Genomic DNA, 23,279 nt, shown 5'->3' with positions numbered 1-23,279 from the left:
TCACTGGCTGCATTGTACGTATGGATAATAAAGTTTTAACCTTTAAGCTGTAATAGGGAGTTTTAGATTGAAGCGAGGATGACAAGCCTCTGTCTACAAGACAAGGAGGACATACATCTGCCGTTTCTGCGAACACCCACTTTGAGAAGTGGTGGTTTAAAACTTTCTTATATTTGATTACGGCAAATGCGGCTGACTAATTTTTCTATTGAGACCCGGTTTCCTTTTTGGAAACCGGGTTTTTTACTGTTCTACAGCTTATTTTAAATAAGCTCCACGGATAGAAGGAGCTGTTTTTTCCTGATAAAGCGCAAAAAGTCTGCTTTTAGCCGGCAAAAAAGCCGGCCCATTCGCCCGTGAAGCGAAGAGATCGGCTTTTTTCAGCTCAGTACGTCTGTTATTTCAGGCATATTCTCTTTTATCCAAAGGACGGCCTCGTCAATTGTGGCAAACTCCTGAGCTTCAAAGCTCATTTCATCCTGCAGGAGCCATACATCTTTCTTTTGGTCATGAAGGCCTCCTATAGACCAGTGCAGAAGGCTGTAAGGGTGATTGCTGCTTAAAAACGATACCCACGTTCTGTTTAAGGCTGTATTTTTCAAGCTTTCAAAACGGTCATTCATCTCCGCACCTCATTGGACCAGAAGGCTCATGCGGGGATTGAGCATTTGAGAAGGGCTTTTCAGCTGAAAAGCATTCGCTGTTTCGCTAAAATCAATCCTCAGCTCTTCATCCAAATACACCATTTTCGCCTTGTCGAGATATACTGCCATGCTGTTTGTTTCGACCATTTCGCTTGATTCGCCGGGCTGATCTGTGAGCAGCAGCACAGCCACTCCGTCCACAACGCAGCCGCATCCTTCTGTATCGTATTCAAGCCTCAGCTTCTTATCAGGAGCATCGGCGGCTGCTTTCTCTAATTGCTTTACTGCAGCTTCCGTTATTTCAATATTCATACCAGTCCCCTTCTTCCTGCTATAGCCTCTCTATATTTTAGCATATCCTGCCGCTTCTATCAGCTTGTGCCGCTCTTTAGCACAGGATTTCCTATTAGCAGAAATATAGCAAAATTGGCCGTTTACAACAGGCGCTTCTGGAGATTAGGATAAAAGAAGAGGGCCTTTAAATGCTTTAGGGAACTGCTGTGCACTTCCGCCATAATTATAAAGGAAAATGGAGATGAGATGATGAAAGTACGTGCAGTCACACCGGTTTTTGCCGAAACGGCAAGCAAGCTTGTTGAAGCGGCAAACCGCCATGAAGAAAGAATCCTGATCAAAAAAGACCATTGGGTTATTGATGCCAAAAGCCTCCTCGGCATTCTTGCCCTCTCTCTGCAGCCTGGGGATGTAGTAGAAATTATCGATGAGGACAGCAGGGACAAAAGCGGCCCTTTTGTTGAAGCTGGCCTTTTTGAAAAGATCTGATGCTGGATGAAGAGCGGCGGGCTTGAGCAGCCCGCTGCTTTTTTCGTTTTTGGGATTTTCCGCATGCAGCTGCCGGGGCTGAACGAGCGGCTTTCGCTTTTCTTTGTCCAGCTACAGCGCCTAGCCCGATCTGAGTCGCTTCGAAAAATCCCAAAAAGTCAAAACCGGACTTTTCGGGATTTTCCTCCAGCGCTTGTCGGGGCTGAGCAAGGCGCTTCCGCTTTTCTACCTTGTCCAGCTACTGCCGCTAGCCCGATCTGAGTCGCTTCACAAAAATCCAAAAAGTCAAAACCGGACTTTCTGGATTTTTGCTCCAGCGCTTGTCGGGGCTGAACGAGCGGCTTCCGCTTTTCTGTGTCCAGCTACAGCGCCTAGCCCCTCGAGTCGCTTCGGAAAAATCCAAAAAGTCTAAGACCGGACTTTTCAGATTTTCCCTCCAGCGCTTGTCGGGGCTGAGCAAGGCGCTTCCGCTTTTCTTTTTTTACTCTTCAATTTTTATTATGCTGTCAAGCTTGATTGTCTGCCTTTTGCCTTCTGTGTCAATTATGCGGATGGAATGGGTGAGAGCGTCTGCGTAGTGGATTTTTCCGGAATATTTGGTGAGCCTGTTATTTTGATGGACGGTTATGTGCACTTCTCTGTTCTCTTCCATCGCCATGCCGATCGCTTCATCCAGTATCTCAAGCTCCTGCTCGTCAAGCTCCGGTCTTGGCTGAAACTCTTCTTCCTTCGCCCATTCCCGCAAAAGCTTCACATGCTCCGGCAGCATCATTGATGTCCATTTAATGTTTCCGCGATCGCGAATCATGCCGTTCTTCCTCCTTTTTCCGGCGCTTACTCATGCTTTGTGGCCTCCAAGCAGCGAAGCCCGCTGCTTTGCCGTGCCGGCACTCGTATACGAGACTGCGCGGAGCAGGGCGTTTGTGCCATGCCTTTTTCGAATCGCATCCATTGCATAGCCGAGAGAGCGGTTTTTCTCGCGGTCCGGCTCAAATAAATTCAGCTGCATTTCGCAGTCCTCTTCAATATTGGAGAGCGCAATGGAGATCGTACGGACCGTTTTGTGTTCATAAAATTCCTCAAACAGCTCAAGGCATATTTTATACAGGTCAAGCGTCACATTGGTCGGCTCCGCTGCCGTTCTCGCGCGCGAAAAGCCGCCGCCCATCTCATCCTTGCTGTAGCCGATTCCGAGACTGATGGTCCTGCCCGCTTTCCTGTGGCTGCGCGCGCGTCTTGCCACTTCCTCGCACATTTCCAGGATAACGTGTTTGACTTCTTTCGGATCGGGATAATCACGGAGCAGAATCTGGCTTTTGCCGAAGCTTACCTGGCCCTGCATAATCGGCGCCCCGATTTCTGACAAATCCACTCCCCAGGCATGAAAATAAAGCTGGTTTCCCATAATGCCGAACTTCTTTTCCAGCTGCTCCAGCGGATAAGCAGCAAGCTGGCCGACACTGAAAATGCCCATTTTGTTCAGCGTTTTTTCCAGTCTCCTGCCGATGCCCCACATTTCGCTGAGAGGCTTCAGCCGCCAAAGGCGTTCAGCAACATCCTCGTACGTCCATTCCGCGACCCCTGCTTTTTTCGCGTCAATATCAAGGCATATTTTAGAAAGAAGCATGTTCGGGCCAATGCCGATCGCGCTTGGCAGCTGAAATTCCCTTTCCATGTCGCCTTTGATTTTCCAGGCAATCTCCTTTGCATCCCCCCACAGGTGCTCAACTCCGTCCACTTGAATAAAGCTTTCATCCACGCTGTAGGTATGGATCGCTTCCTTTGGCACATAGCGGTGAAAGAGCCGGGTGAGCTCTGTGGATACCCTGACAAACAGGGCCATTTTCGGATCCACCACAATAATGCGGGGATCTTGCGGAATTTCAAATTTTCTTGAGCCTGTTTTGATGCCGAAATCTTTTTTCAGCTTCGGTGAGGCCGCCAGTACTACGCTCCCTTCCCTGTCAGTGTTTCCTACAACAGCGAGATGGCAATTGAGCGGATCAAGGCCGAGAAAAACAGCGGCACAGCTTGCGTAAAAGCTTTTCATATCAATGCATAAAATTTTCTTTTCGGGAAGCTGATCGTAATCAACCATTTCATTTGCTCCTTAAAGAATATATGTTCGTAGTTCTATTATACTGATAATCATAAGGGAATATACGTTCGCTTTCAATGGTAATTTTACCCGCACCCTGCCCAAAATGGCTTGGCTGCAAGGATAAAACCCCTTATACTATGGAAAGAAAGCAGGTGTAGAGAAGTGGAAGATAATTCATGAAGATGCTGGAGAGGGCATTCGCCCAATATGGAAGAGAAATAAAGACAGCCCCGCTGCCTGTGGATGACAGCGCAAGGCTGTATGAAAACCTGCAAAAAGCAAGAAAAAAGATCCGGAAGCAGATTGGCATGAGCTGGTTGAAGATACGGTTTATGGATATATAACAGGACAGGAAGGCCCATTTTAGGCCTTCCTCTACTTTGCCTTCCTCTACTTTTTATTCAGCGTTCGGCCTGCCGCTTTTTCCACCAGCCCAGGAAATACGCGGTACAGCGTGCTGCCGGCATTCATCCAGCGCGGAAGGCTGATTTCCCTTTTAGGCTTTAGCATATTTTTTACAATCGCCTCTGCTACCTGGTCTGCATCAAGCATCCAGCGCTCCACGTTTTTCGTGTACTCACCGCTTTTGTCTGCCGTTTGGAAAAAATCTGTTTTAATCGGCCCTGGGTTTACAGCAGTTACGGAGATGCCGGAGCCTCTCGTCTCCATCCGCAGGCTGTCTGTAAAGCCGAGAACGGCATGTTTTGTTGCCGAATAGAGGCTTGACTTAGGAGTAGCCATCTTCCCCGCAATGGATGCAATGTTAATAATATGGCCGGAGCCTTGATTTTTCATGGCTGGCAGTACCATTTTCGTGCATGCTACAAGGCCGTACACATTCACTTCAAACATCCTTCTCATTTCATCAAGGGAAGCATCCTCTACCGTATTAAATACACCAAACCCTGCATTATTAACAAGAACATCAATGCAGCCAAACTGCTGCAGAATTTCCCGAAAAACCGCTTCAATTCTTCCGGTATCCTGAACATCCAGCTGATAATAGGGAACAGCAATTCCGCATTCGCTCTGAAGCTTTTGCGACAGCTCAGAAAGCTTTGCCTCCCGCCTTGCAAGCAGGACGGGAACTGCGCCGCGCTTTGCCGCATGCCAGGCTGTTTTTTCACCGATTCCGCTCGAGGCGCCTGTGATCACGACAAGTTTGTTTTTCAGGGAGTTTGCCACTGATAAAACCTCCTTTTTCAGGCTATAACTTTATAAGTATTGGTTCCTTCTTTGTTTACGGCAGTGATTCTGCCTTTGTGCTCCAAATCATCGAGCTGGGCAGCAGTCTCTGAGACCGTCAGCATCAGCTGCCTGCTATATAGGGAAGGAAACAGCATGCGGCATACTTCAAAGGCTGTCATTGGCTTTTCCTTCAGCATCCGGTAAACGCCTTCTGCCCTTTCTTCCTGCTTCTTCATTCTGTAGCGGATTAAAGAATGAGCTTCCTCTATGGTTTCGCCATGGCCTGGATAAACAGCAGACACAGGATAGCTCAGAATTTTGCGGAAGCTTTCGTTAAACTGAAGCTGAGGTCTTGGCCTTTCGCCTCCCTCCATCGGCATTTCCAAAAGCGGATTGGCAGAAATTTTCGCCAAAAGCAAATCGCCGCCGATTAAAGAAGCATTTTCTTTATGATAAAGTGCAAGATGCGACTGAGCATGTCCTGGTGTTTCAAGAACAGCATACTCCTTCATCCCCGGAATTTCATCTCCTTCTCTAACAGCACGGGTTAAGGAACGGCTGCAGGAGTAGAGAAGCGTTTTATCTAGCTCAGCAAGAGAAGGTGTAAAATTTTTGCTGATGCCAAGCTCCGTAAACAGCTCTTTTAGAAATTGTGTTTGCTTTTCTTTGAAAAGGGCATCGTTTGAAATCCATGGCTGGTTATACGGATGACCGATAATCGGGATATCATCAAAATAATCAAGCAGACCGACATGATCCGGATGATGATGAGTCAAAAAAACCTGCTCAATGTCCTCCAGCCGGTACCCAAGCCCCTTCAGCTGAGTTTTCAGCGATTGCAGAGCCTCTTCTGTCTTCGGGCCGGCATCAATGAGTGTGAGAGCATCCCCTTTGCATAGATACACATTTATATCGCCTACCGGGAAAGGGGTCGGCAATGCGATGGAATGAATCGAAGCTTCGCTTGTCATTAAATTCATGTTATAACCGCCTTAATTTGTTATGTTTCTATAGAATGCGCTACAAGGAATCTCTATCCTAGCTTCTGTCTGCTCCCTATTTTATCCTTTCACGCTTCATTTGTCATTATATTCAAATAATTCACGTGAGATTCGACAGAAAATAGTGTTGACATACACTTGTCCTCCCGTGCATAATGTGTACAAATCAACGCCGCTTTCATACAAAGTAAGCAAGGCTTTAGAAATGCCTGGTTAATATAAGAAAGATATACAGCAAATTAGCTGTGATTGGGAATAGTAGGCCAAAAAAGGCACAAGAGAGCAAAACCCGCAGGCTGGAAGGTTTTGCAGCCCTCTTTTTGACTGAACCTAACCCATGAGCTGTCAGGAAAACCTGAACGATTCTTCCCCCGTTACGGGAAAAAAGCAGGGTGTTTGCAAGTTGAAACGCCAATAAGGGTGGTACCGCGGAACCTCTTCGTCCTTCAAAATGGATGAAGAGGTTTTTTATTTTGGCACTTTGCTATGGCAGCTAATAAATAACAGGAGGAATCAGAATGAATAAAATCGCCTTCCTAGGAGCAGGGTCAATGGCTGAAGCCATGATTTCCGGCCTCGTTAACGGCAATATTGTGCCAAAAGAAAATATCATTGCAGCAAACAGAACAAATCGAGAGAGGCTTTTTTATCTGCATGAGAAATATGGAATTGATATTACAGACAGCAAGGAAGATCTCCTCAAGCATGCTGATGTAGTCGTTCTTGCGATGAAGCCGAAGGATGCGGCATTCGCCATTTCCTCCATCAAGCATTTGGTTGGCCGCCAGCTGATTATCTCGGTATTGGCAGGCATCACTATTCAAGCGATTCACAGGATGTTTGAAAAAGAAACAGCTGTCATCAGAGCGATGCCGAACACATCAGCTGCCATAAGGATGTCGGCAACAGCCCTTTCAGCAAGCAAAAAGGTGACGATGGGCCAGCTGAAATTTGCCAAACATCTTTTTGAGACGATCGGGATGGCTACTGTCGTAAAAGAGCAGCACCTTGATGCTGTGACAGGCCTTTCAGGAAGCGGTCCTGCCTATATTTATTATTTTATCGAGTCGATGGAAAGAGCAGGAGCTGAACTTGGTCTTGATGAAAAAACGGCAAAGGATTTAATTCTGCAGACACTGGCAGGCGCTTCTGAAATGCTGCTGCAATCGGATAAAGCGCCCTCTATGCTCCGCAAAGAAGTCACAAGTCCCGGCGGAACAACGGAAGCAGGCATCAAGTCGCTTGAAGGATATCATTTCGAGGAAGCGATCGTAGAAAGCATAAAAAAAGCAGCAGAACGGTCAAAAGAGCTCAGGAAGCTCGCGGGAGAACCAGAGGAAAGAAAAAGAGCCTGAGAATGTTCTCAGGACTCTGCAAAAATAGATGCAGCTGTATGTCTTAAGAGATCAGGCAGAATGCCAAACGAATAGGGAAGATTCACTCTTTCTGTCCATTGATGCGCATCCCTTCCTTCGGGCCCCACATTTATCACAGGCATATTTAATTCCCTGATGGCTGCCATCGGGAGCGTATACTGCTTTCCGTATAGCGGCATGCTGTCCAGCACACTCTGCATATGCTCATCTCCATCCTTCAGCTGAAAAAAGCTTAAGTCAGAAAGACCATTAAAATAATTCTGGCGCTTGAGCGAAACGCCGTATTTGCTTCCCGCATAGGCTATGAGCTTTTCAGAGGCTTTTTCAATCATCCTGTCTCCGCTTGAAGAAACAGCCGGATAGTAAGGCGGCGCGTAAAACAGCACAACCATCGGCGCCAGTTCCTTGCATACTCCTGCAAGCTCTGCCGTAATTTGAATGGATAAACTTCTGTCATCTGCTGTCCCCATACTGGTGGTTAAATTAACAATACGTCTTTCAACCTCCTGGGCCCCTGCTTTTTCGACCGCTTTCGAAAGCAGCTCTCTATAGGAAAGGACAGATACATGAAGCGGCTCTGGTTCATATGCAACCATTTCTGCAAAAGACTGTGCTTTCTGCAAATACTTCCGCTCTACCTGCCTTGCTGCTTCATTGGCTGTTTTCTTCAAGAGACGATGCACCTCAGAAAGCGGCCGCTTCATGATAAGCAAATTGTACAGTGAAACAGAAAGATGCGGAATCTGCACGGAATACTCTTCCTTTAAATCCTTCTGGAGGAGGCAGGTTGGCGGCGGAGTGACTTCATTGCCTGCCTTTTCGCAATATTGTTCGTTCAGCTCAAGAAGGCTGCTGATTTCAGAAGCCATCAGCGTGGCATTAAGGCCTGAAAACGGCTCGCCAACATGTGTTTCTTTTCCGCAGCAGAAAAAGCCAGCCAGTATTTTGCCGATGGACCCTGTATAAATATAATGATTTTGATCATTCGGATAGCGGCTGAAAGCAGGCTCTGAATTCAGGCAGGTAACATACTGGAGCTCATGCTGCTTCGCAAGTTGCCTGAGCACATCCACCGCCCCAAGCATACCGGATGAATTGGCTTCCTCATCAGGAACAGTGAGGAGGAGAAGGTTGCCGTCCACCTCGCCGTTCATTGCCTTTTCAAGCAGGCCCATTTGGACAGCAAGCCCTGCTTTCATATCCATGGAGCCTCTTCCAAAGAGCCAATCCCCTGTTTCAAGCTCCGCCTTGACGAAATCTGAAAGCAATTCCTTTCTCATAAGCATCATATCTGTCAGTTCCTGCGGCCGAAATGCCAGATGCTTTAAATCTCCGTAATCCTGTACATCCACCACATCAAAATGACTCAGAAGAACAATTGTTTTTACAGCTCCCGGCTTTTTAACCAAAGCGGTTAGAAAACGCCTGCCATCCTGAATTGGATGAAGACTCAAGTGATCAGGAGCCTTTTCGTAATACTCCATATCTTTTAAAAGATAATACACATATTCCGGAAAGGTTGCTTCCCCTTCTGTACCAGTGATGCTATCGTACTCCACAAGCTTGGCAAGAAGGCCTGTCAACGCCTCTTTTGTCTGCCACTGCTGACTAACCATGCTCTCCCCTCCAATCCCCTTTTCATTATATTGTAGGGAATTAATAAAAACTTTCAAGAGAGCAGATAATATGACAAAAAAAATACATGCCTGATATAATTCTAACGTTGTTAATCGTAAGGGAGGCTGAAATCTTGAAAGCAAAGTTATTTGAACCATATACAGTTAAGAATGTCACTTTGAAAAACCGTATTGTCATGTCACCGATGTGCATGTATTCCTGCATGGAGGAAGACGGCAAGCTGACAGATTTCCACCGCACCCACTATGTCAGCCGTGCAGTCGGGCAGGCTGGTCTTATTATGCTTGAAGCATCAGCTGTTTTGCCTGAAGGAAGAATTTCTCCGCAGGATCTGGGAATCTGGAGCGACGAGCACACAGAAGGGCTGGCATCCCTTGTCGCTGAATTAAAATCCTACGGAGCCAAAACAGCGATTCAAATTGCTCATGCTGGAAGAAAAGCAGTACTGGAAGAGGAAATTTTCGCCCCATCTGCTATTCCTTTTGATGAAAAATCAAAAACTCCAACAGAAATGACAAAAGAACATATCCAAAACACTGTCACTGCCTTCAAGGAAGGTGTCTGGCGGGCAAAAGAAGCGGGCTTTGACATCATTGAACTCCATGGAGCCCACGGCTACTTAATTAATCAATTTTTATCGCCGCTCACAAATCAGCGAACCGATGAATACGGAGGCTCTGCTGAAAACCGCCGCCGCTTCTTAAAAGAAGTGATCGAAGCCGTTAACACCGTTTGGGACGGCCCTCTCTTCGTCAGAGTATCTGCAAATGATTACAATGAAAACGGCCTGACACCAGAGGATTACGCCGAAACAGCTGCATGGCTGAAAGAAATGGGCGTAGACTTAATTGACGTCAGTTCAGGCGGGGTTGTGCCTGCAAGAATCAACGTCTACCCAGGCTACCAAGTCCCATTCGCCGACCTGATCCGAAACAAAGCCAATATGGCAACTGGCGCCGTAGGCCTCATCACAAACGGCCTCCAAGCAGAAGAAATCCTGCAAAGCGGCCGCGCAGACCTGATTTTCATAGCAAGAGAATTCCTAAGAGACCCCTACTTCCCAAGAACAGCAGCCGCACAGCTCAAAACAGAAATCGAAGCGCCGGTGCAGTACGAACGCGGCTGGTAAGAAGAAAAGCGGAAGCCGCTCGTTCAGCCCCGACAAGCGCTGGAGCAAAAATCCAGAAAGTCCGGTTTTGACTTTTTGGTTTTTTCTGAAGCGACTCAGATCGGGCTAGCGGCTGGAGCTGGACAATTTAGAAAAGCGGAAGCTGCTCGTTCAGCCCCTATAATCCAAAGCAGCACTCAATACAAAAAAGCCGGGTTTGGCAGACATTCTGCTGAACCCGGCTTTTTTTAAAAAACCAATCTCTTAACTTACGCTGCTGTAACCGGCAGTTTTATTAACAAAATGGTTTTAAAATTTCGGCTGAATTGCGATTTTTAAAAAAAGAGGCAATTGAATGTTTTGAGCCTCCTTTTTTATCCATTTGGCAGCTTTTTAATGCTAAAAGGCTATATTTTTAGATGTTTTTGAGCTCTGGAAGAGAGTTCGGCCTCAAAAAGGTACCCTTAAAGCCTGTTTATATGCGGGTTTCGCGGATTTATTTCCAGGTTTTGAATTTTTATATGCGGGTTCTCGCTTTTTATTTGCAGGTTTTGGAAATTTTCATGCAGCTTTAATCGATGACGTGCAGCTTTTCGGTTTTAGGTGCAGCTTTAGCCTTTTATATGCGGATCCAGCCTTTTATTTGCAGCTTCAGCCCCGCCCTTTTATATGCGCCTTCAGCCTTTTATTTGCAGCTTCAGCCCCGCCCTTTTAAACTCAGCCCCAGCCTTCCGCTCTCCCATTCAAAATCCTAAGGATGCATTCTCGGTACATCAACAGTCATAAAATCCTCTGCTATTTCCGTATTCGAAAAAATAGCTTTTGCTTCAGCGAGCAGCAGACTGATGTCCTCCGCCTGGTATCTTGAGCTCAGATGAGTCAGAATCAGTTTTTTCACCTCGGCCTTGCTGGCTGTTTCAGCAGCCTCTGCCGCTGCAGAGTGATAGTATTCATAACCGAGCGCAATATCTTTCAAGCCGAATGTGGCTTCATGTACAAGTACATCTGCATTCATGGCAAGCGTCTCAATTTGCGGACAGCGTCTTGTGTCCCCTGTTATAGCTACAATTCTCCCCTTAATAGGATCGCTGATATAGTCCTTTCCGTTTACCGTCCGTCCATCTTCCAATTGAACAGTTTGTCCAAGTTTTAATTGTTTGTAATGCGGGCCAGGTTTAATGCCTTCTTCCTTCAGCTTCTCTGCAAGCAGAGCACCAGGCAGATCTTTTTCGATCACGCGGTAGCCGTAGTTCGGCAACCCGTGTTCAAGCAGGATCGCCTCAACCTGGAACCCTTCATCTTCAAAAATTACCCCTTCTTTTACTTCAAAGATTTCAAGAGGATATCTTAAATAGGTCTCGCTCGCCGCAAGAGAAACGGTAACGAATTCTTTCAGGCCTTTTGGGCCGTAAAGCGAAAGTTTTTCTTCCGATCCCTGAAAAGAACGGCTTCCAAGCAGTCCAGGCAAACCATATATATGATCCCCATGCATATGGGAAATAAAAATTTTTTCAATTCTTCTTGTTTTCAGCGGGGTATGCAGAATTTGATGCTGGGTTGCTTCACCGCAATCAAAAAGCCACACGCTGCCTCTTTCTTCATGAAGCTGCAGGGCCATCGAGGAAACATTTCTTACTTTTCCGGGTACTCCTGCACCAGTTCCTAAAAATAAAAGATTCAACTTGCTCACTCCTCTTCTTCTAGTGCAAATATACAGGATGGCGATAGGAAATGGAAGCTGCTCCAGCACCGAATATAACCATCATAAGGCTTTTCCACCCATCATATATTGAAAAAAGCGGGACAGGAATCCAGTCCTATACCCATTTTGGGGAGTGATCGCCATTAAGCTTACTAAAAAGACAGCCGCCACCGTCAGCCTTATTCTTCTACTCCTGCTTTATTTCTGCCTGCTGGCTATCGCTGTGAAAGCTAAGCTGCCGTTAGTCACTCAGTTTGACAGCACCATTAATGCCTTCATTTACAGCGGTATTTGTGATGCTCTTGATCCTTTGGCGAAGTTCCTCACACACTTGGCAGATTATCGCTTTTTGCTTTACCTGACTGTCTTTTTTGCCGTACTGTTAGCTGTTTTTAAACAACCAGTCAGCGGCGCTGTATTTTTTCTCTTTTATACAGCATCCCGAGAACTGAGAACGATGACTAAGGACTTTGTCGGGCGGACGCGGCCAAAGGAAGGGGACGGCTATTCTTTTCCGAGCGGCCATATGATGTATGCAAGTTTCTTTTACGGCTACCTTCTCTATATTCTTTTCCGCTCATTAAAAAAGGAAACGCAGAAAAAGTGGAAAAAACCCCTTCTAGCCTGCTATTTCCTGCTTCTCGCCGGGATTGGCTGGAGCCGCATTTATTTAAAGGACCATTTCGCCACAGATATTCTCGGCGGCACAGCACTGGGTCTTGCATGGCTATTGATTGCCATCCTGGTTACAGAATGGCTGGAAAAGAAAGCACAGCACAGAAAAGCAGCAGATCCTCAGAAATCAATGAATGCAAAAAGGGCTTGAACTATTCAAGCCCTTTTTCGCCTGCTATCCAAATATCCTCACCAATCCCCACATAATGATGGCAGCGACAGGGATGAATACCCATACCGGATGGCCATGAGAGGCAGCGTAACTTTTCCGCTGAAGATCATCAAGCTTTTCCTCCATTTTATCAAGACGCCTGTGAATTTCTGCCGCATCCTCTTTTTTCCGCAGTTCAGAAGCTGAATAGTCCTCCAAAACAACCATCCTTTCCAAATAGCATTCTCCTTACCTTATATTACTGCAGCCTCTTTTTTAGTATCATTTCTGCTACTCCTGCTTTTTTAAAACCTCCTGCAGAGAGACTTTTTTCAGCCTTTTTTTAGAAAATGCCAACGAAATAAAGTAGGTTGCCGTAATGATTGCGAAGCTTGCTGCAATCATAAGGGGCGTTGGTGCTATCGGGAGAATCATCCCTGCAGATTCAGCAATGGATGCACCCAGCATTTTCAAGCCCAGGATGGAAAGCGGCACACCAGCTCCATAGCCCAGCAGCACAACCGGAAAATAGATATTCAGCATCATCTGCGAAATCTTTCGATCGTCATATCCGATTACTTTTAACAGGGAAATGCTTGCCAGACTTTCCTCAATCATTAGGCCAGTTATAAGCTTAATCATAATAAAACCGATCGTGAAAGAAAACAGGCTGATGAGAACAATAGAATATTTCAGCGGCATAAGAGCTTCTTGCAGCGCTTTTTTCGCTTCCTTTTTATCCTCAGCTGAAATAATATTCTCTTCTTTGGAAGGTTTGGTCAGCGTCCAGCTGCCGAGAGCTGCCTGTTCAGGCAAGCCAAGAAGACTGTTTACTTCTTTTTTCTCCCAATAAAGAGCTGTGCCGATGCTGACATCGCTTATTCCTGCCACTTTTGCCCGCACTTCTTTTTCAGACCAGCCGCTTTTGATGGAAACTGAATCACCTTGTCTGACGTTCAGCGAAGCAGCAGCTGCTGTCGTAAGAATGACACCTTGGGAAACGTTTGAATTCAGCAGCCGGCCGGATTCGTCTTGCAGGGCAACCAGCTGCTGATCAGGCTCTATTCCGTAGAGGGGCAGCTCTTTCCTTTCGGTCCCGCCGCTTTTGGAAACAGCAGCATTCAGAAAAGTAAAAGCACTTTCTCCCTTCAGCGACTCCTTTTGTACAGGGCTTCTGTAATACACAGCATAGTTGTATTTGTAGGTATCTTCATAGGTTCGTTTGATCATCGTATCCACTGATTCCATTGTGAGAAAACCGAACATGATCAGGGCAGCTGAAAACAATATGCCGAGAAATAAAACGGCTGCTTTTGACGGGTTGTTTAAAAGCATCTTCAGCTTGAATCTTCGGATAAAGGACCCTTTTACTGCAAAGCTCCTTCCAGTCCGTTTCGCCTTCCCTCCTGCTGCCAAAAGATCCAATACCGGCCGCGACACAGTGCCCCTGATCGTGAAATATCCTGCAATTGACAGAAAGAGAAGCGGCAAGACCACTGCTCCTGCAATGCCTTCTGCATTAAAATTTATAGCTGACAGCAGCGGTATATTAAAATAAGATGTGTAATACGCTGTCATAGGCATAGAGAGAATGATGCCAAAAACGATTCCGATGACAGAGCCTGCAAGCGAAACTGCAGCAGGATAAAGCATGTAGGCCCTGGTGATTTCTTTCGGATAATATCCCAGTGCAATTAAAGTGCCGATTTGCTTTTGCTGCTGTTTTAACTTCCTGTTAATGACCAGCATCGTCATAAGCATAACGATTACCGCGATCACAAGCGGCAAAACGATCACAATCGAACTTGACGATTTGATTTTGGCATCGATGAAAGAAATTCTTGGATTATTCTTGCTGTCAAGCCACTTTAAAATAGGTGTTTCCTGCAGAATGGCATGCTTCAGCGCCGCTTTGGAGAAAGATTTCCCCGCACTTTCCCCCATATAATAAAAAGAAGGCTTTGGCTGAAGTGCTTTAATCGCCTGATCGCTTGCGATTCCTGCAGCAAACTTTTCAGGATCGCTTGAAAGATCAGATTCGCTTTTTACCGGATAAATATAATCAGGTAAAAATACGACCCCGGTAATGCGGAAGGTTTTTCCATTCACTTTCAGGGAATCTCCTGCCTCATACCCGTTTGCAGCAGCACTTCCTTTAAACAAAGCCATTTCATTTTCTTTTTCCGGCAGCCGGCCGGTTTCAATATAGGGGACGTTGACGGATTGATTATAGGAAAGCAGCCGGAGGGTTCCCTCTTTTCCCCAAGCTGCATCAACGAACATCCTCTCTGAAAGCCTGGCATTGATTTGCTTCTCCAGCCGCTTCAAGGAGTCTGTTTTTAATTTTTCAGCTGTGTAAAATTGAAAATCCTCCTGATGCTGGCTTTTTATAAAATGCCGATTACTTTTATCTACACTTCCAATCGCTGTGTACATCATGAGAAACAGCATTCCGGCAAGCGAAAGAAGCAGGATGGAGCCTGACAGCTGAAAAAAATGCTGCTTCAGTGATTTCAGCACGCTTTTCCGGACAATCATACCCATTCCACCTGTTCTGCTTGGAGAGGCGATGAATTGACTTTAACTTCAGCCACTTCTCCGCTCTTCATTCGGATCACCCTGTGGCCCATCTCTGCAATGCCCTGATTATGCGTAATAATAATGATGGTTGTTTTGTATGTCAGATTAATCTCCTGCAGCAGAGCGAGAATTTTCTTCCCTGTCGCTTCATCTAATGCACCCGTCGGTTCATCACAAAGCAAGAGCTGAGGATTTTTCACAATTGCCCTTGCTATGGCCGTTCTTTGCTGCTCTCCCCCGCTAAGCTGGTGCGGAAGCATATCGGCTTTATCCTCCATCCCGACACTTCTTAAAATGTCCTGAACGGAAAGAGGCCGGCTGCTTATTTCTGCTCCTGCTTCTACATTTTCCTTTACAGTTAAAACCGGAATAAGATTGTATGATTGAAAAATAAAACCTGTTGTTTTTCTTCTGAATTCAACCAGCTTTTTCTCCTGAAGAGAATGCAGACTGTTTCCTTCCACTTCCACCTGTCCTGAATCCGCTTTGTCAATGCCGCCGATGATATTCATTAAGGTGGATTTGCCTGAGCCGGACGGTCCAAGTATGACAGCTATTTCTCCGTTTTCTATGGCAAGATCTGCATTTTTCAAAGCATGAACAGTCACTTCTCCGCTTTGATAATGCTTGTTGGCTTTCTTTAGCCGGATGCTCATTTTGGATTCCCCCATATGTCCAATTTAAAGTTATGAAATGTAAAATCTATTTTATTTCATAATCATCTTACTCCCCGCATCTTGGAATATCAATTACTTTTTGAAATGTTTTTTTATTTTATTTCATTTCTTCGCTGCCTTTCCCATTTTTCCTAAAGAAATTAATACAGCTTCGTATCAAATGTTTGATTTAAGGAAGGTTAACCTTTAAAATTTAGAAATTGAACAGATAATAAAAAAGCACTGGCTCTTTTATTGCTGTAAAGATGTTTACATAGAGCCGGAAAGAGAACCATGCAGGAATCAGTCAAAACAAAAAACGATGTTGCAAAGTGGAGGTTCTATCAGTGAATAATGAACAGCAGCCAAAAGCAGTAATAGTCATATTCGGAGCTACAGGCGATCTTGCAAAACGCAAGCTTTATCCATCGATCTACAGACTGTTCAAGGGCGGCCGGATCAGCAAAGAGTTTGCCGTTGTCGGTGTCGGCAGAAGACCTTGGTCGAATGAAGAATTCCGCAGCAATGTAACTGAATCTGTGGAAAAATCAGCAGACGGAGAAAGCCTGGATGAATTCATTTCTCACTTTCACTACCATCCAGTGGATATTAACAGCCCATCCTCTTATGGCGAGCTGAATACTGTGCTGAAGGATCTTGAAGGCCAACACAATATTCCAGGCAACAGAATGTTTTATCTGGCCATGGCTCCAGAGTTTTTCGCAACCATTGCCCTCCATTTAAAAAATGAAGGCCTGACCGCAACGGAAGGATGGTCCAGACTTGTTATCGAGAAACCGTTCGGCCATGATTTCCCAAGCGCTAAAAAGCTGAATGAAGAAATCCGTGAGGCTTTTTCAGAAGATCAGATTTACAGGATTGACCATTATCTTGGAAAAGAAATGGTGCAGAATATCGAAGTGATCCGGTTTGCGAACGCGATGTTTGAACCGCTTTGGAATAACCGGTATATCTCCAATATCCAAATTACTTCCAGCGAAACACTTGGAGTAGAAGACAGAGGCCGTTATTATGAGAAATCGGGCGCTCTCCGGGATATGGTGCAGAATCATATGATGCAGATGGTTGCCCTCCTTGCAATGGAGCCTCCCGTCATGCTGTCAGATGAAGAGATCCGAAGTGAAAAGGTAAAAGTTTTCAAAGCGATGCGCTCTGTTAAAGGCGAAGAGGTATCAAAATACTTTGTCAGAGGCCAATATGGCAGCGGAACGATCGAAGGAGAATCGCTTCAAGGCTACAGGGAAGAAAACAATGTAGACCCGAAATCCAATACAGAAACATTTGTAGCCGGAAAGCTGATGATTGATAACTTCCGCTGGGCAGGAGTTCCTTTTTATATCCGCACAGGCAAAAGGATGACAGCCAAAACCACAAAAATTGTTGTTCAGTTCAAGGATATCCCGATGAACCTGTATTACAAAAACCGCGACAATGTGGAACCGAACCTGCTGGTCATTCATATTCAGCCTGATGAAGGAATTACTCTGCAGCTGAATGCCAGAAAAACATCAGATGGCTCATACGGCGAACCGATCAAGCTGAATTACTGCAACAACTGCGCTGATAAACAGAACACACCTGAAGCATACGAGCGATTGATTGATGATTGCCTGAACGGCGATGCAGCGAACTTTACCCATTGGGATGAAGTAGCTCTCACCTGGACATTTGTCGATGCCATCTCAAAAGCTTGGGAAAAGAGCCCTGCTGCATTCCCGAACTATGAATCAGGCAGCATGGGGCCTGAACTTTCTGATAAGCTTTTATCAGCAGATGGCTTTAACTGGTGGCCAGTTACTGAAAGACTGCAATAACGATATCTTACTTGGCTAAAAGGAGAAATAATGATGAAAATGTATGATGTTTCAGCACCAATTTTTGAAGGCATGCCCGTTTACAAAAACAAACCGGAAAAACAGCCGGAATTAAACACCGTGACAAACGGCTATGTCACAGAATCACGCATCAGCATGGATCTTCATACAGGGACACATGTTGATTCTCCCCTTCACATGATTGTTGAAGGAGAAACAATGGAATCCATTTCACTTGACGACCTTGTCGGAAAAGCGAAGGTTTTTGATGTAGTGAATGTGACAGATAAAATTCAGAAAAAAGATATCGAACACTTTGACATTCAAAAGGGAGATTTTGTTTTATTCAAAACAAAAAACTCTTTAGAAGACGAATTCAATTTTGAATTTATCTTTTTAGCTGAAGACGCAGCTGTTTACTTAAGCGAAATCGGCATCAGAGGCGTTGGCATTGACGGCCTTGGCATTGAAAGAAGCCAGGAAGGCCATCCAACGCACAAAACTCTTTTCAAGCATGAAATCATTATCATTGAAGGCTTAAGGCTGAAAGACGCTCCAGAAGGCGAATACTTCATGGTGGCTGCACCGCTGAGAATACTCGGCAAAGACGCAGCGCCTGCACGTATTCTGCTGTTTGAAGGACTTTCTGCAAACTAAGACAAAAACCCGGCAGAGGCCGGGTTTTTATTTTATTTCTTTAATAGATCTTCTCTTTTTATAGGGATTTTCAATTCCAAATCCTTAAACAGCACAGGACTCGCATAAGAGCCTGCTAAATATAAATCTTTTTGAAGGCCTGTGTTAAATTCGGCCATTTTATTTCGGTCTGCACTTTTGATATTTTCAAAATAATGATTATCGTTCAAAACATTAGTGCCACCTTTTTTTATGGTTTTCCCTTTTAATAAATAAAGTGCACTGCCTCTTATCTCAGGTAAATCGCCTTTTACTTCATAATAAACTTTCACATGTTTCTTATCATTGGATTCTTCAATTTTATTCACAACGATGGATCCATTTTTCTGCGGGAATGTCATTGGCAGCTTATCTGAAATGCTCTTTATTGTCGTATGATTCTTATTGGCATTTTGAGTTGGACCGTCGTACAAAAAAGGCTGAATAACTAGATAAGAAGGCTTTCCAGATGGCGGGCCATAGGTTCTTTTGCTATGCAAAATAAAATTTCCGTTTTTCTCTTCACCGGAACCCTGGTTATCTCCAAACCCGGCAAGCAAATTTCCTTTATCATCCAATACCCTATATGCCATTGCTTCCACTAACGGAAGGCGGCGGCCTTTGTCCTCTTTTGAAAACCTTATTTCAGTAGCAGATGGGGCAAGAATAATTTGGTCAACACTAAGTGTAGTGACGCCATCCTTCACTTTATCTTCAGGCTTGAAGGCATATACTTCCCCTCTTTTCTTTACAGGAACCGTAAACTCCCACTTCCCATTTGTACTGTCTTCAGGTTTATTAGGCAGCACAAATCCGCTTTTACTGCGAATACTAAAAAATTGGATGGTGGCTTTAAAATCACTAGGGATTTTATCATTGATTACAAAGCTGGCAATTCCTTTATAGGAATGGACTTTTTCCTGAGAGTTAATTTCTTTAAACTCACCAACCCTGCTTGGATCAAAAGAAAACTTAACTAGTTTTCCATTAACTTTTAATCTGGGACTGTCCAGCCGTCCTACGAATTTCTCTTTAGACTGTACTTTATAACTAATCGCTAATCGATAGCCATCGTACATCACTTCTTTTAATGTAACCTTTATTCCGCTGTTTTCAGAAGATTGATTTACCTGGCTCACATCATTTTGACTGCTCATTGCTGCAAGTCCTGGGTCAAATGACTGACTGAACAAGGAGGATGATTTTTTAGTAAATGCACCTTCTATCTCGTCTTTCAGCGGAGATTGCATCAGTAATAGAAACAAAATGGCCGCCGCCGCAATCATTGACATCATAACAGCAGGATTTTTTCTTTTGTTTTGCTTTGGTTTTAGCTCCCTTTTCTCCCTAACTGCGTTCATTACTTCTAACCGGTCCTTTTGCGAGAACGTCATTTTTCCTATTTCGGTTTTGTTAAGCAGCTCTTTAAACCGATTATTTTCACTCATAAAAAAATTCCTCCTCTTTGATAAGAGGTGCGAGCTTTTTGCGCGCTCTCTCCAGCCTCGTTCTGACCGTACTTTGAGGGATATGAAGCACTTCTGCTATTTCCTGCACAGAAAGTTCTTGAAAATAATGAAGCATCAAGACCTCTCTGTATTTGACAGGGAGCTGAAAAACCCGCTTTTTCAGCATCTCTGACAGCTCTTCCTCCAATAGATCAGAATCTGCTCCATTTCCAGAAGCCGATTCTCCCAAATGCTGCATGGGAAAGACTCTTCTTACATAGGCACTTCTTAAATAATCCTTGCATTTGTTCGCGGTAATCCGGTAAATCCAGGTTTTAAGAGAGGATTCGCCTTTAAATCCAGTAAGATTAGTATAAAAAGAAATAAAAGCAGATTGGACGATATCCTTGGCAGTTTCTTTGTTTTTCACGTAGGAATAAGAAAGCTTTAAAAGCTCTGTTCCATACTCCTTCATAACTTTTTCAAGATGGGCTTCCCTTTCAGTATCTTCATCATTCTTTGGCGGATAGGAAATCATTTTGCCGGCGTTCATTTTTTTCCCCCTTTCATCAATTAGACGGGGCAGCTTAACTTTTTTCCTCATTTTTCAAAAAAAAAACAGCAGGAGGTTTTAAAAACCCTGCTGCTTTTTAAAATCTTCACTCGCTTCCCACTCCTTTTTCAGCATACTGAAGATCAGCGAGTCCCGCCAGCCGCTCTTAAGCTTTATGTTCTCCCTGAGCAGTCCCTCCTGCTTCATGCCTGCTTTTTTGAGCACTCTTGCAGACGCCAGGTTTCTCGGATCGCATGTAGCAAAAATCCGGTGCATTTGGAATTCGCAAAAGCCAAATTGCAGCAATTTCTTTGCAGTCTCTGAAGCGATTCCTTTTCCCCAGTAATCAGGATGAACAACAAAGCCGATTTCGCCTTCCTCATTCGTAAAATCATTTATTTGAAACTCTCCTGCTCCGATTACCTTTTCTTGAGAGGTTATGGCAAACACACACCGCTTTCTCGGGAAAGTCTCCTGATCTGTTAAACAATCAGCAATAAACGCTTTTGTTTCCTCCTCAGTGTTTGGCCCCCAAGGCTGATATTGGGATACAACGGGATTAGAAGCATAACGGTGTACCTCCTGCCAGTCCTGCTCCTGAAATTCTCTCAATTTGATGAAATTGCTTTCCAATGTCCATTCCTCCGTCCTATTTCCAGCCTATTCCGGCTCAGCAAAAAAAGCTGATCCCTTCAGAGTTTTCTGAAAAGATCAGCTATATTGCTTCTATCCCTTCGAATATCCAAGTGCTACACCGCCAGCAACAATCAGCACACTGCTGAGCAGCAGAAACGCTGCCTGCTTTCTTGTAGATTTTTCTTTTAAGAGGTAGAGGCCTCCTGCTGTCGAGAGGGCAACCCACACCTGTGACACAGAAAAGCTTGGCCCTGCTCCTAGAATCGAGAGCGAAAAGAGAAAGCAAAGGCTTCCGATTGAAAAGACAGCTCCAGACACCATGTTGCGCAGTGTATCTGCAAATTTTGGCTTTTTCCTAAATGCCAGCATGCATGTGCCTGCAAACAATCCAAGAGCCATTGGCAGCATGGCACCCCAGCCGTCAATATCAAATACATTGCTGATGCCAAAATACCCGATAAAGCCGAGGGCTGACAGCAGCATTTTCACCCAGGCCCTGCTGAAACGCTCTTTTTTCACGGTTGTGCTCGTCCATAAAAGAATAAATACTAAACCGACAATAATTAAGATAATAGCAATCATGCCAAGAGCAAGACTGTACAGCGAGCTCCATTCCTTCAGAATAATCACACTGCAGGCTGCTGCTCCAAGCAGCTGTACACCTGCTATAAAAGGCACTGACTTTGATACACCGATGAGTCTTGCTGATATGAGCTGGTTATAAAGGCCGATAGCAAGAGCGAAGCCTGAGACGAATCCGAGCACCCATGTGACATTATTCATTAAGGGTGTTTGATAGAAAAAAAGACACAAAGAAAGCAAGATCGTTCCAATTGATATTCCAAACATCTGGCTCTGCGGGTTTCCCCCGATTCTCATGCAGATCAGAAGCACACTGCCCCATGCTGCTGCCCCTGCCAAAGCAAGAAGAATTCCAGCCATCACTATCCACTCCATATCATTGATAAAATCATTCTTTTTTAAGGAAAAGTCAATATTTTTATTCCTCTCGTTGCTCATTTCGAAACCAAAATTTTAAAAAACAAAATACCCCTGTTCCTTGACAGGGGCATTTCCTATACGAAGAAGCCTTGATAAAAGTTCCGTTTTTAGGATTTGGACATCCAGTCTGTGTGGAAAGTGCCTTCCCGGTCAATTCTTTGATAGGTGTGCGCTCCAAAATAATCGCGCTGCGCCTGAATCAAATTGGCTGGGAGTGTTTCTGTCCGGTAGCTGTCATAATAAGCTAGTGCTGCAGACAGTGATGGAACAGCGACGCCTCTTTCGATTGCCACAGCCAGCACCTTCCGCAGAGAAGATTGGTAATTTTCTGCAATGTCCTTAAAGTAAGGATCAAGCAGAAGATTTTTAAGGCCTGCTTCACGGTCATAAGCGTCTTTAATTTTTTGCAGAAACGCTGCCCTGATGATGCAGCCGCCTCTGAAAATCATGGCAATGTCTCCATACTTTAAATCCCAGCTGTACTCTTCAGATGCTGCGCGCATTTGGGCAAAGCCCTGTGCATAGGAACAGATTTTGCTGAAATACAAAGCTTTTCGGATATCTTCAATCAGCTCTTTGCGGTCTCCATCAAAAGGAACTGCTTCAGGTCCGGAGAGAATACCGCTTGCTTGTTTGCGTTCTTCCTTCATGGAAGAAATAAAGCGTGAAAAGACCGATTCTGTAATAATTGGAAGCGGCACCCCAAGGTCAAGGGCATTGCTGCTTGTCCACTTTCCTGTTCCCTTTTGACCAGCTGTATCAAGAATCATATCAACAAGCGGCTTGCCTGTTTCATCATCCTTTTTGGTGAAAATATCCGCTGTGATTTCGATTAAATAGCTGTCAAGCTCGCCTTTGTTCCAATCAGCAAAAACGTCATGCATTTCTTCAGCTGACAGCCCGAGAACATGCTTTAAAATAAAGTAGGCTTCTGAGATCAGCTGCATGTCTCCATACTCGATGCCGTTGTGCACCATTTTCACAAAATGGCCTGCCCCGTCAGGACCGATGTACGTTGTGCAGGGCTCACCGTCTACTTTAGCCGAGATCGCTTCAAGAATCGGCTTTACAAGCTCATGTGCTTCCTTTTGGCCGCCCGGCATGATAGAAGGTCCTTTAAGAGCCCCTTCCTCACCGCCTGAAACACCTGTCCCGATGAAGTGGATCCCGCTTTCAGCAAGTTCTTTGTTTCTTCTTTGCGTATCTTTGAAAAACGTATTTCCGCCGTCAATTAAAATATCGCCTTTATCAAGATGCGGAAGCAGGGAAGAAATGGTTTTATCTGTGGCTTCTCCCGCTTTAACCATCAAAAGGATTTTACGCGGAGTTTCAAGAGATTGGACAAACTCTTCCACGCTGTAGCAGGCAGCAACGCTCTTCCCGCCAGCTTCCTCCATAAACTTTTCTGTTTTTTCCGAAGACCGGTTATAGACTGAAACCGAATATCCTCTGCTTTCGATGTTCAATGCAAGGTTTTTCCCCATTACTGCCAATCCGATCACGCCTATTTGCTGTTTCGGCATAGCC

Annotated in this window: 22 protein-coding genes, 1 other RNA gene, 1 pseudogene and 1 other annotated feature; of the genes and pseudogenes, 8 read left to right on the top strand and 16 right to left on the bottom strand. The window is 44.9% G+C overall.

Annotation, left to right across the window (positions count from 1 at the left end; translation table 11 throughout):
• Position 1 precedes the first annotated feature (1 nt).
• Positions 2-199: non-coding RNA, 6S RNA (gene ssrS, locus LRR81_RS03440), on the top strand.
• Between the two features lie 181 nt (positions 200-380).
• Here ssrS and LRR81_RS03435 read toward each other — a convergent pair.
• Positions 381-623, bottom strand: coding sequence for a DUF2552 family protein (locus tag LRR81_RS03435; protein ID WP_231787885.1), 243 nt, complete (start codon positions 621-623; stop codon positions 381-383).
• Positions 624-632: 9 nt separating this feature from the next.
• Entirely contained in the window at positions 633-956 is a 324-nt protein-coding gene (locus LRR81_RS03430) for an iron-sulfur cluster biosynthesis family protein (RefSeq protein ID WP_231787884.1), read from the bottom strand.
• 231 nt (positions 957-1,187) lie between these two features.
• On the opposite strand from LRR81_RS03430, the gene LRR81_RS03425 reads away from it, so the two are divergent.
• A complete protein-coding gene (locus LRR81_RS03425; RefSeq protein WP_231787883.1) occupies positions 1,188-1,427 on the top strand; it encodes an HPr family phosphocarrier protein in 240 nt (79 codons plus the stop codon).
• A gap of 481 nt (positions 1,428-1,908) precedes the next feature.
• Here LRR81_RS03425 and LRR81_RS03420 read toward each other — a convergent pair whose 3' ends face one another.
• Entirely contained in the window at positions 1,909-2,235 is a 327-nt protein-coding gene (locus LRR81_RS03420) for a YolD-like family protein (protein WP_231787882.1), read from the bottom strand.
• Between the two features lie 30 nt (positions 2,236-2,265).
• The gene (locus tag LRR81_RS03415; protein ID WP_231787881.1) at positions 2,266-3,525 is read right to left on the bottom strand and encodes a Y-family DNA polymerase; all 1,260 of its coding nucleotides are present in this window, start codon (positions 3,523-3,525) and stop codon (positions 2,266-2,268) included.
• Between the two features lie 310 nt (positions 3,526-3,835).
• Between LRR81_RS03415 and LRR81_RS21410 the strand changes: the two are divergent.
• Positions 3,836-3,895, top strand: a pseudogene (locus LRR81_RS21410) (hypothetical protein); the annotation flags it as partial.
• Between the two features lie 23 nt (positions 3,896-3,918).
• Here LRR81_RS21410 and LRR81_RS03405 read toward each other — a convergent pair.
• Both LRR81_RS03405 and LRR81_RS03400 read right to left on the bottom strand, forming a co-directional pair.
• Positions 3,919-4,713: an SDR family NAD(P)-dependent oxidoreductase gene (locus LRR81_RS03405; RefSeq protein WP_231787879.1), complete on the bottom strand. Its 795-nt coding sequence runs from the start codon at positions 4,711-4,713 to the stop codon at positions 3,919-3,921.
• A gap of 17 nt (positions 4,714-4,730) precedes the next feature.
• Positions 4,731-5,696, bottom strand: a complete 966-nt coding sequence (locus tag LRR81_RS03400; protein ID WP_231787878.1) for an MBL fold metallo-hydrolase — start codon at positions 5,694-5,696, stop codon at positions 4,731-4,733.
• A gap of 257 nt (positions 5,697-5,953) precedes the next feature.
• Positions 5,954-6,167: a binding site (T-box leader), on the top strand.
• A gap of 68 nt (positions 6,168-6,235) precedes the next feature.
• On the opposite strand from LRR81_RS03400, the gene proC reads away from it, so the two are divergent.
• Positions 6,236-7,072, top strand: coding sequence for a pyrroline-5-carboxylate reductase (gene proC / locus LRR81_RS03395; protein ID WP_231787877.1), 837 nt, complete (start codon positions 6,236-6,238; stop codon positions 7,070-7,072).
• A gap of 8 nt (positions 7,073-7,080) precedes the next feature.
• Here proC and LRR81_RS03390 read toward each other — a convergent pair whose 3' ends face one another.
• Positions 7,081-8,709 (bottom strand): M20/M25/M40 family metallo-hydrolase, encoded by a 1,629-nt coding sequence (locus LRR81_RS03390; protein ID WP_231787876.1) that lies wholly within the window; start codon positions 8,707-8,709, stop codon positions 7,081-7,083.
• 134 nt (positions 8,710-8,843) lie between these two features.
• Between LRR81_RS03390 and namA the strand changes: the two genes are divergently transcribed.
• Positions 8,844-9,860 carry an NADPH dehydrogenase NamA gene (gene namA / locus LRR81_RS03385; RefSeq protein ID WP_231787875.1) on the top strand — a complete coding sequence of 339 codons (1,017 nt, stop codon included), beginning with the start codon at positions 8,844-8,846 and terminating at the stop codon, positions 9,858-9,860.
• 730 nt (positions 9,861-10,590) lie between these two features.
• On the opposite strand, the gene rnz is transcribed toward namA, so the two are convergent.
• Positions 10,591-11,520 carry a ribonuclease Z gene (gene rnz, locus LRR81_RS03380; protein WP_231787874.1) on the bottom strand — a complete coding sequence of 310 codons (930 nt, stop codon included), beginning with the start codon at positions 11,518-11,520 and terminating at the stop codon, positions 10,591-10,593.
• A 244-nt stretch (positions 11,521-11,764) separates the two neighbouring features.
• Here rnz and LRR81_RS21330 point away from each other — a divergent pair, with 244 nt between their 5' ends.
• Positions 11,765-12,367 (top strand): phosphatase PAP2 family protein, encoded by a 603-nt coding sequence (locus LRR81_RS21330; RefSeq protein WP_231787873.1) that lies wholly within the window; start codon positions 11,765-11,767, stop codon positions 12,365-12,367.
• Positions 12,368-12,391: 24 nt separating this feature from the next.
• Here the strand turns inward: LRR81_RS21330 and LRR81_RS03370 are convergent, their stop codons facing one another.
• Genes LRR81_RS03370 through LRR81_RS03360 form a run of 3 tightly spaced genes read right to left on the bottom strand, consistent with a single transcriptional unit; the run spans position 12,392 to position 15,603 of the window.
• Complete coding sequence (locus LRR81_RS03370) at positions 12,392-12,604, bottom strand: hypothetical protein (protein WP_231787872.1); 213 nt, start codon at positions 12,602-12,604, stop codon at positions 12,392-12,394.
• Positions 12,605-12,658: 54 nt separating this feature from the next.
• Entirely contained in the window at positions 12,659-14,905 is a 2,247-nt protein-coding gene (locus tag LRR81_RS03365; RefSeq protein WP_231787871.1) for an ABC transporter permease, read from the bottom strand.
• Positions 14,902-15,603 carry an ABC transporter ATP-binding protein gene (locus LRR81_RS03360; protein WP_231787870.1) on the bottom strand — a complete coding sequence of 234 codons (702 nt, stop codon included), beginning with the start codon at positions 15,601-15,603 and terminating at the stop codon, positions 14,902-14,904. Before LRR81_RS03360 ends, LRR81_RS03365 begins: the two co-directional genes overlap by 4 nt.
• A gap of 347 nt (positions 15,604-15,950) precedes the next feature.
• Here LRR81_RS03360 and zwf point away from each other — a divergent pair, with 347 nt between their 5' ends.
• Both zwf and LRR81_RS03350 read left to right on the top strand, forming a co-directional pair.
• Positions 15,951-17,438 (top strand): glucose-6-phosphate dehydrogenase, encoded by a 1,488-nt coding sequence (zwf, locus tag LRR81_RS03355; RefSeq protein WP_231787869.1) that lies wholly within the window; start codon positions 15,951-15,953, stop codon positions 17,436-17,438.
• Positions 17,439-17,471: 33 nt separating this feature from the next.
• Complete coding sequence (locus LRR81_RS03350; protein ID WP_231787868.1) at positions 17,472-18,095, top strand: cyclase family protein; 624 nt, start codon at positions 17,472-17,474, stop codon at positions 18,093-18,095.
• A gap of 32 nt (positions 18,096-18,127) precedes the next feature.
• Here the strand turns inward: LRR81_RS03350 and LRR81_RS03345 are convergent, their stop codons facing one another.
• The 5 genes from LRR81_RS03345 to gndA form a co-directional block, all read right to left on the bottom strand.
• Positions 18,128-19,408 carry a DUF4179 domain-containing protein gene (locus tag LRR81_RS03345; protein ID WP_231787867.1) on the bottom strand — a complete coding sequence of 427 codons (1,281 nt, stop codon included), beginning with the start codon at positions 19,406-19,408 and terminating at the stop codon, positions 18,128-18,130.
• 145 nt (positions 19,409-19,553) lie between these two features.
• The gene (locus LRR81_RS03340) at positions 19,554-20,114 is read right to left on the bottom strand and encodes a sigma-70 family RNA polymerase sigma factor (protein ID WP_231787866.1); all 561 of its coding nucleotides are present in this window, start codon (positions 20,112-20,114) and stop codon (positions 19,554-19,556) included.
• Positions 20,115-20,192: 78 nt separating this feature from the next.
• The gene (locus tag LRR81_RS03335; RefSeq protein WP_231787865.1) at positions 20,193-20,747 is read right to left on the bottom strand and encodes a GNAT family N-acetyltransferase; all 555 of its coding nucleotides are present in this window, start codon (positions 20,745-20,747) and stop codon (positions 20,193-20,195) included.
• A gap of 93 nt (positions 20,748-20,840) precedes the next feature.
• On the bottom strand, positions 20,841-21,692 hold the full coding sequence (locus LRR81_RS03330) for a GRP family sugar transporter (RefSeq protein WP_231787864.1): 852 nt from the start codon (positions 21,690-21,692) through the stop codon (positions 20,841-20,843).
• 167 nt (positions 21,693-21,859) lie between these two features.
• Positions 21,860-23,275, bottom strand: coding sequence for an NADP-dependent phosphogluconate dehydrogenase (gene gndA / locus LRR81_RS03325; RefSeq protein ID WP_231787863.1), 1,416 nt, complete (start codon positions 23,273-23,275; stop codon positions 21,860-21,862).
• Between the last annotated feature and the right edge of the window lie 4 nt (positions 23,276-23,279).

This window comes from Metabacillus kandeliae, assembly GCF_021166585.1.
In the GTDB taxonomy this organism is placed as follows: domain Bacteria; phylum Bacillota; class Bacilli; order Bacillales; family Bacillaceae; genus Metabacillus_B; species Metabacillus_B kandeliae.
The sequence above is the reverse complement of the archived record's forward strand: the minus strand, read 5'-3'. Positions and strand labels throughout refer to the sequence as shown.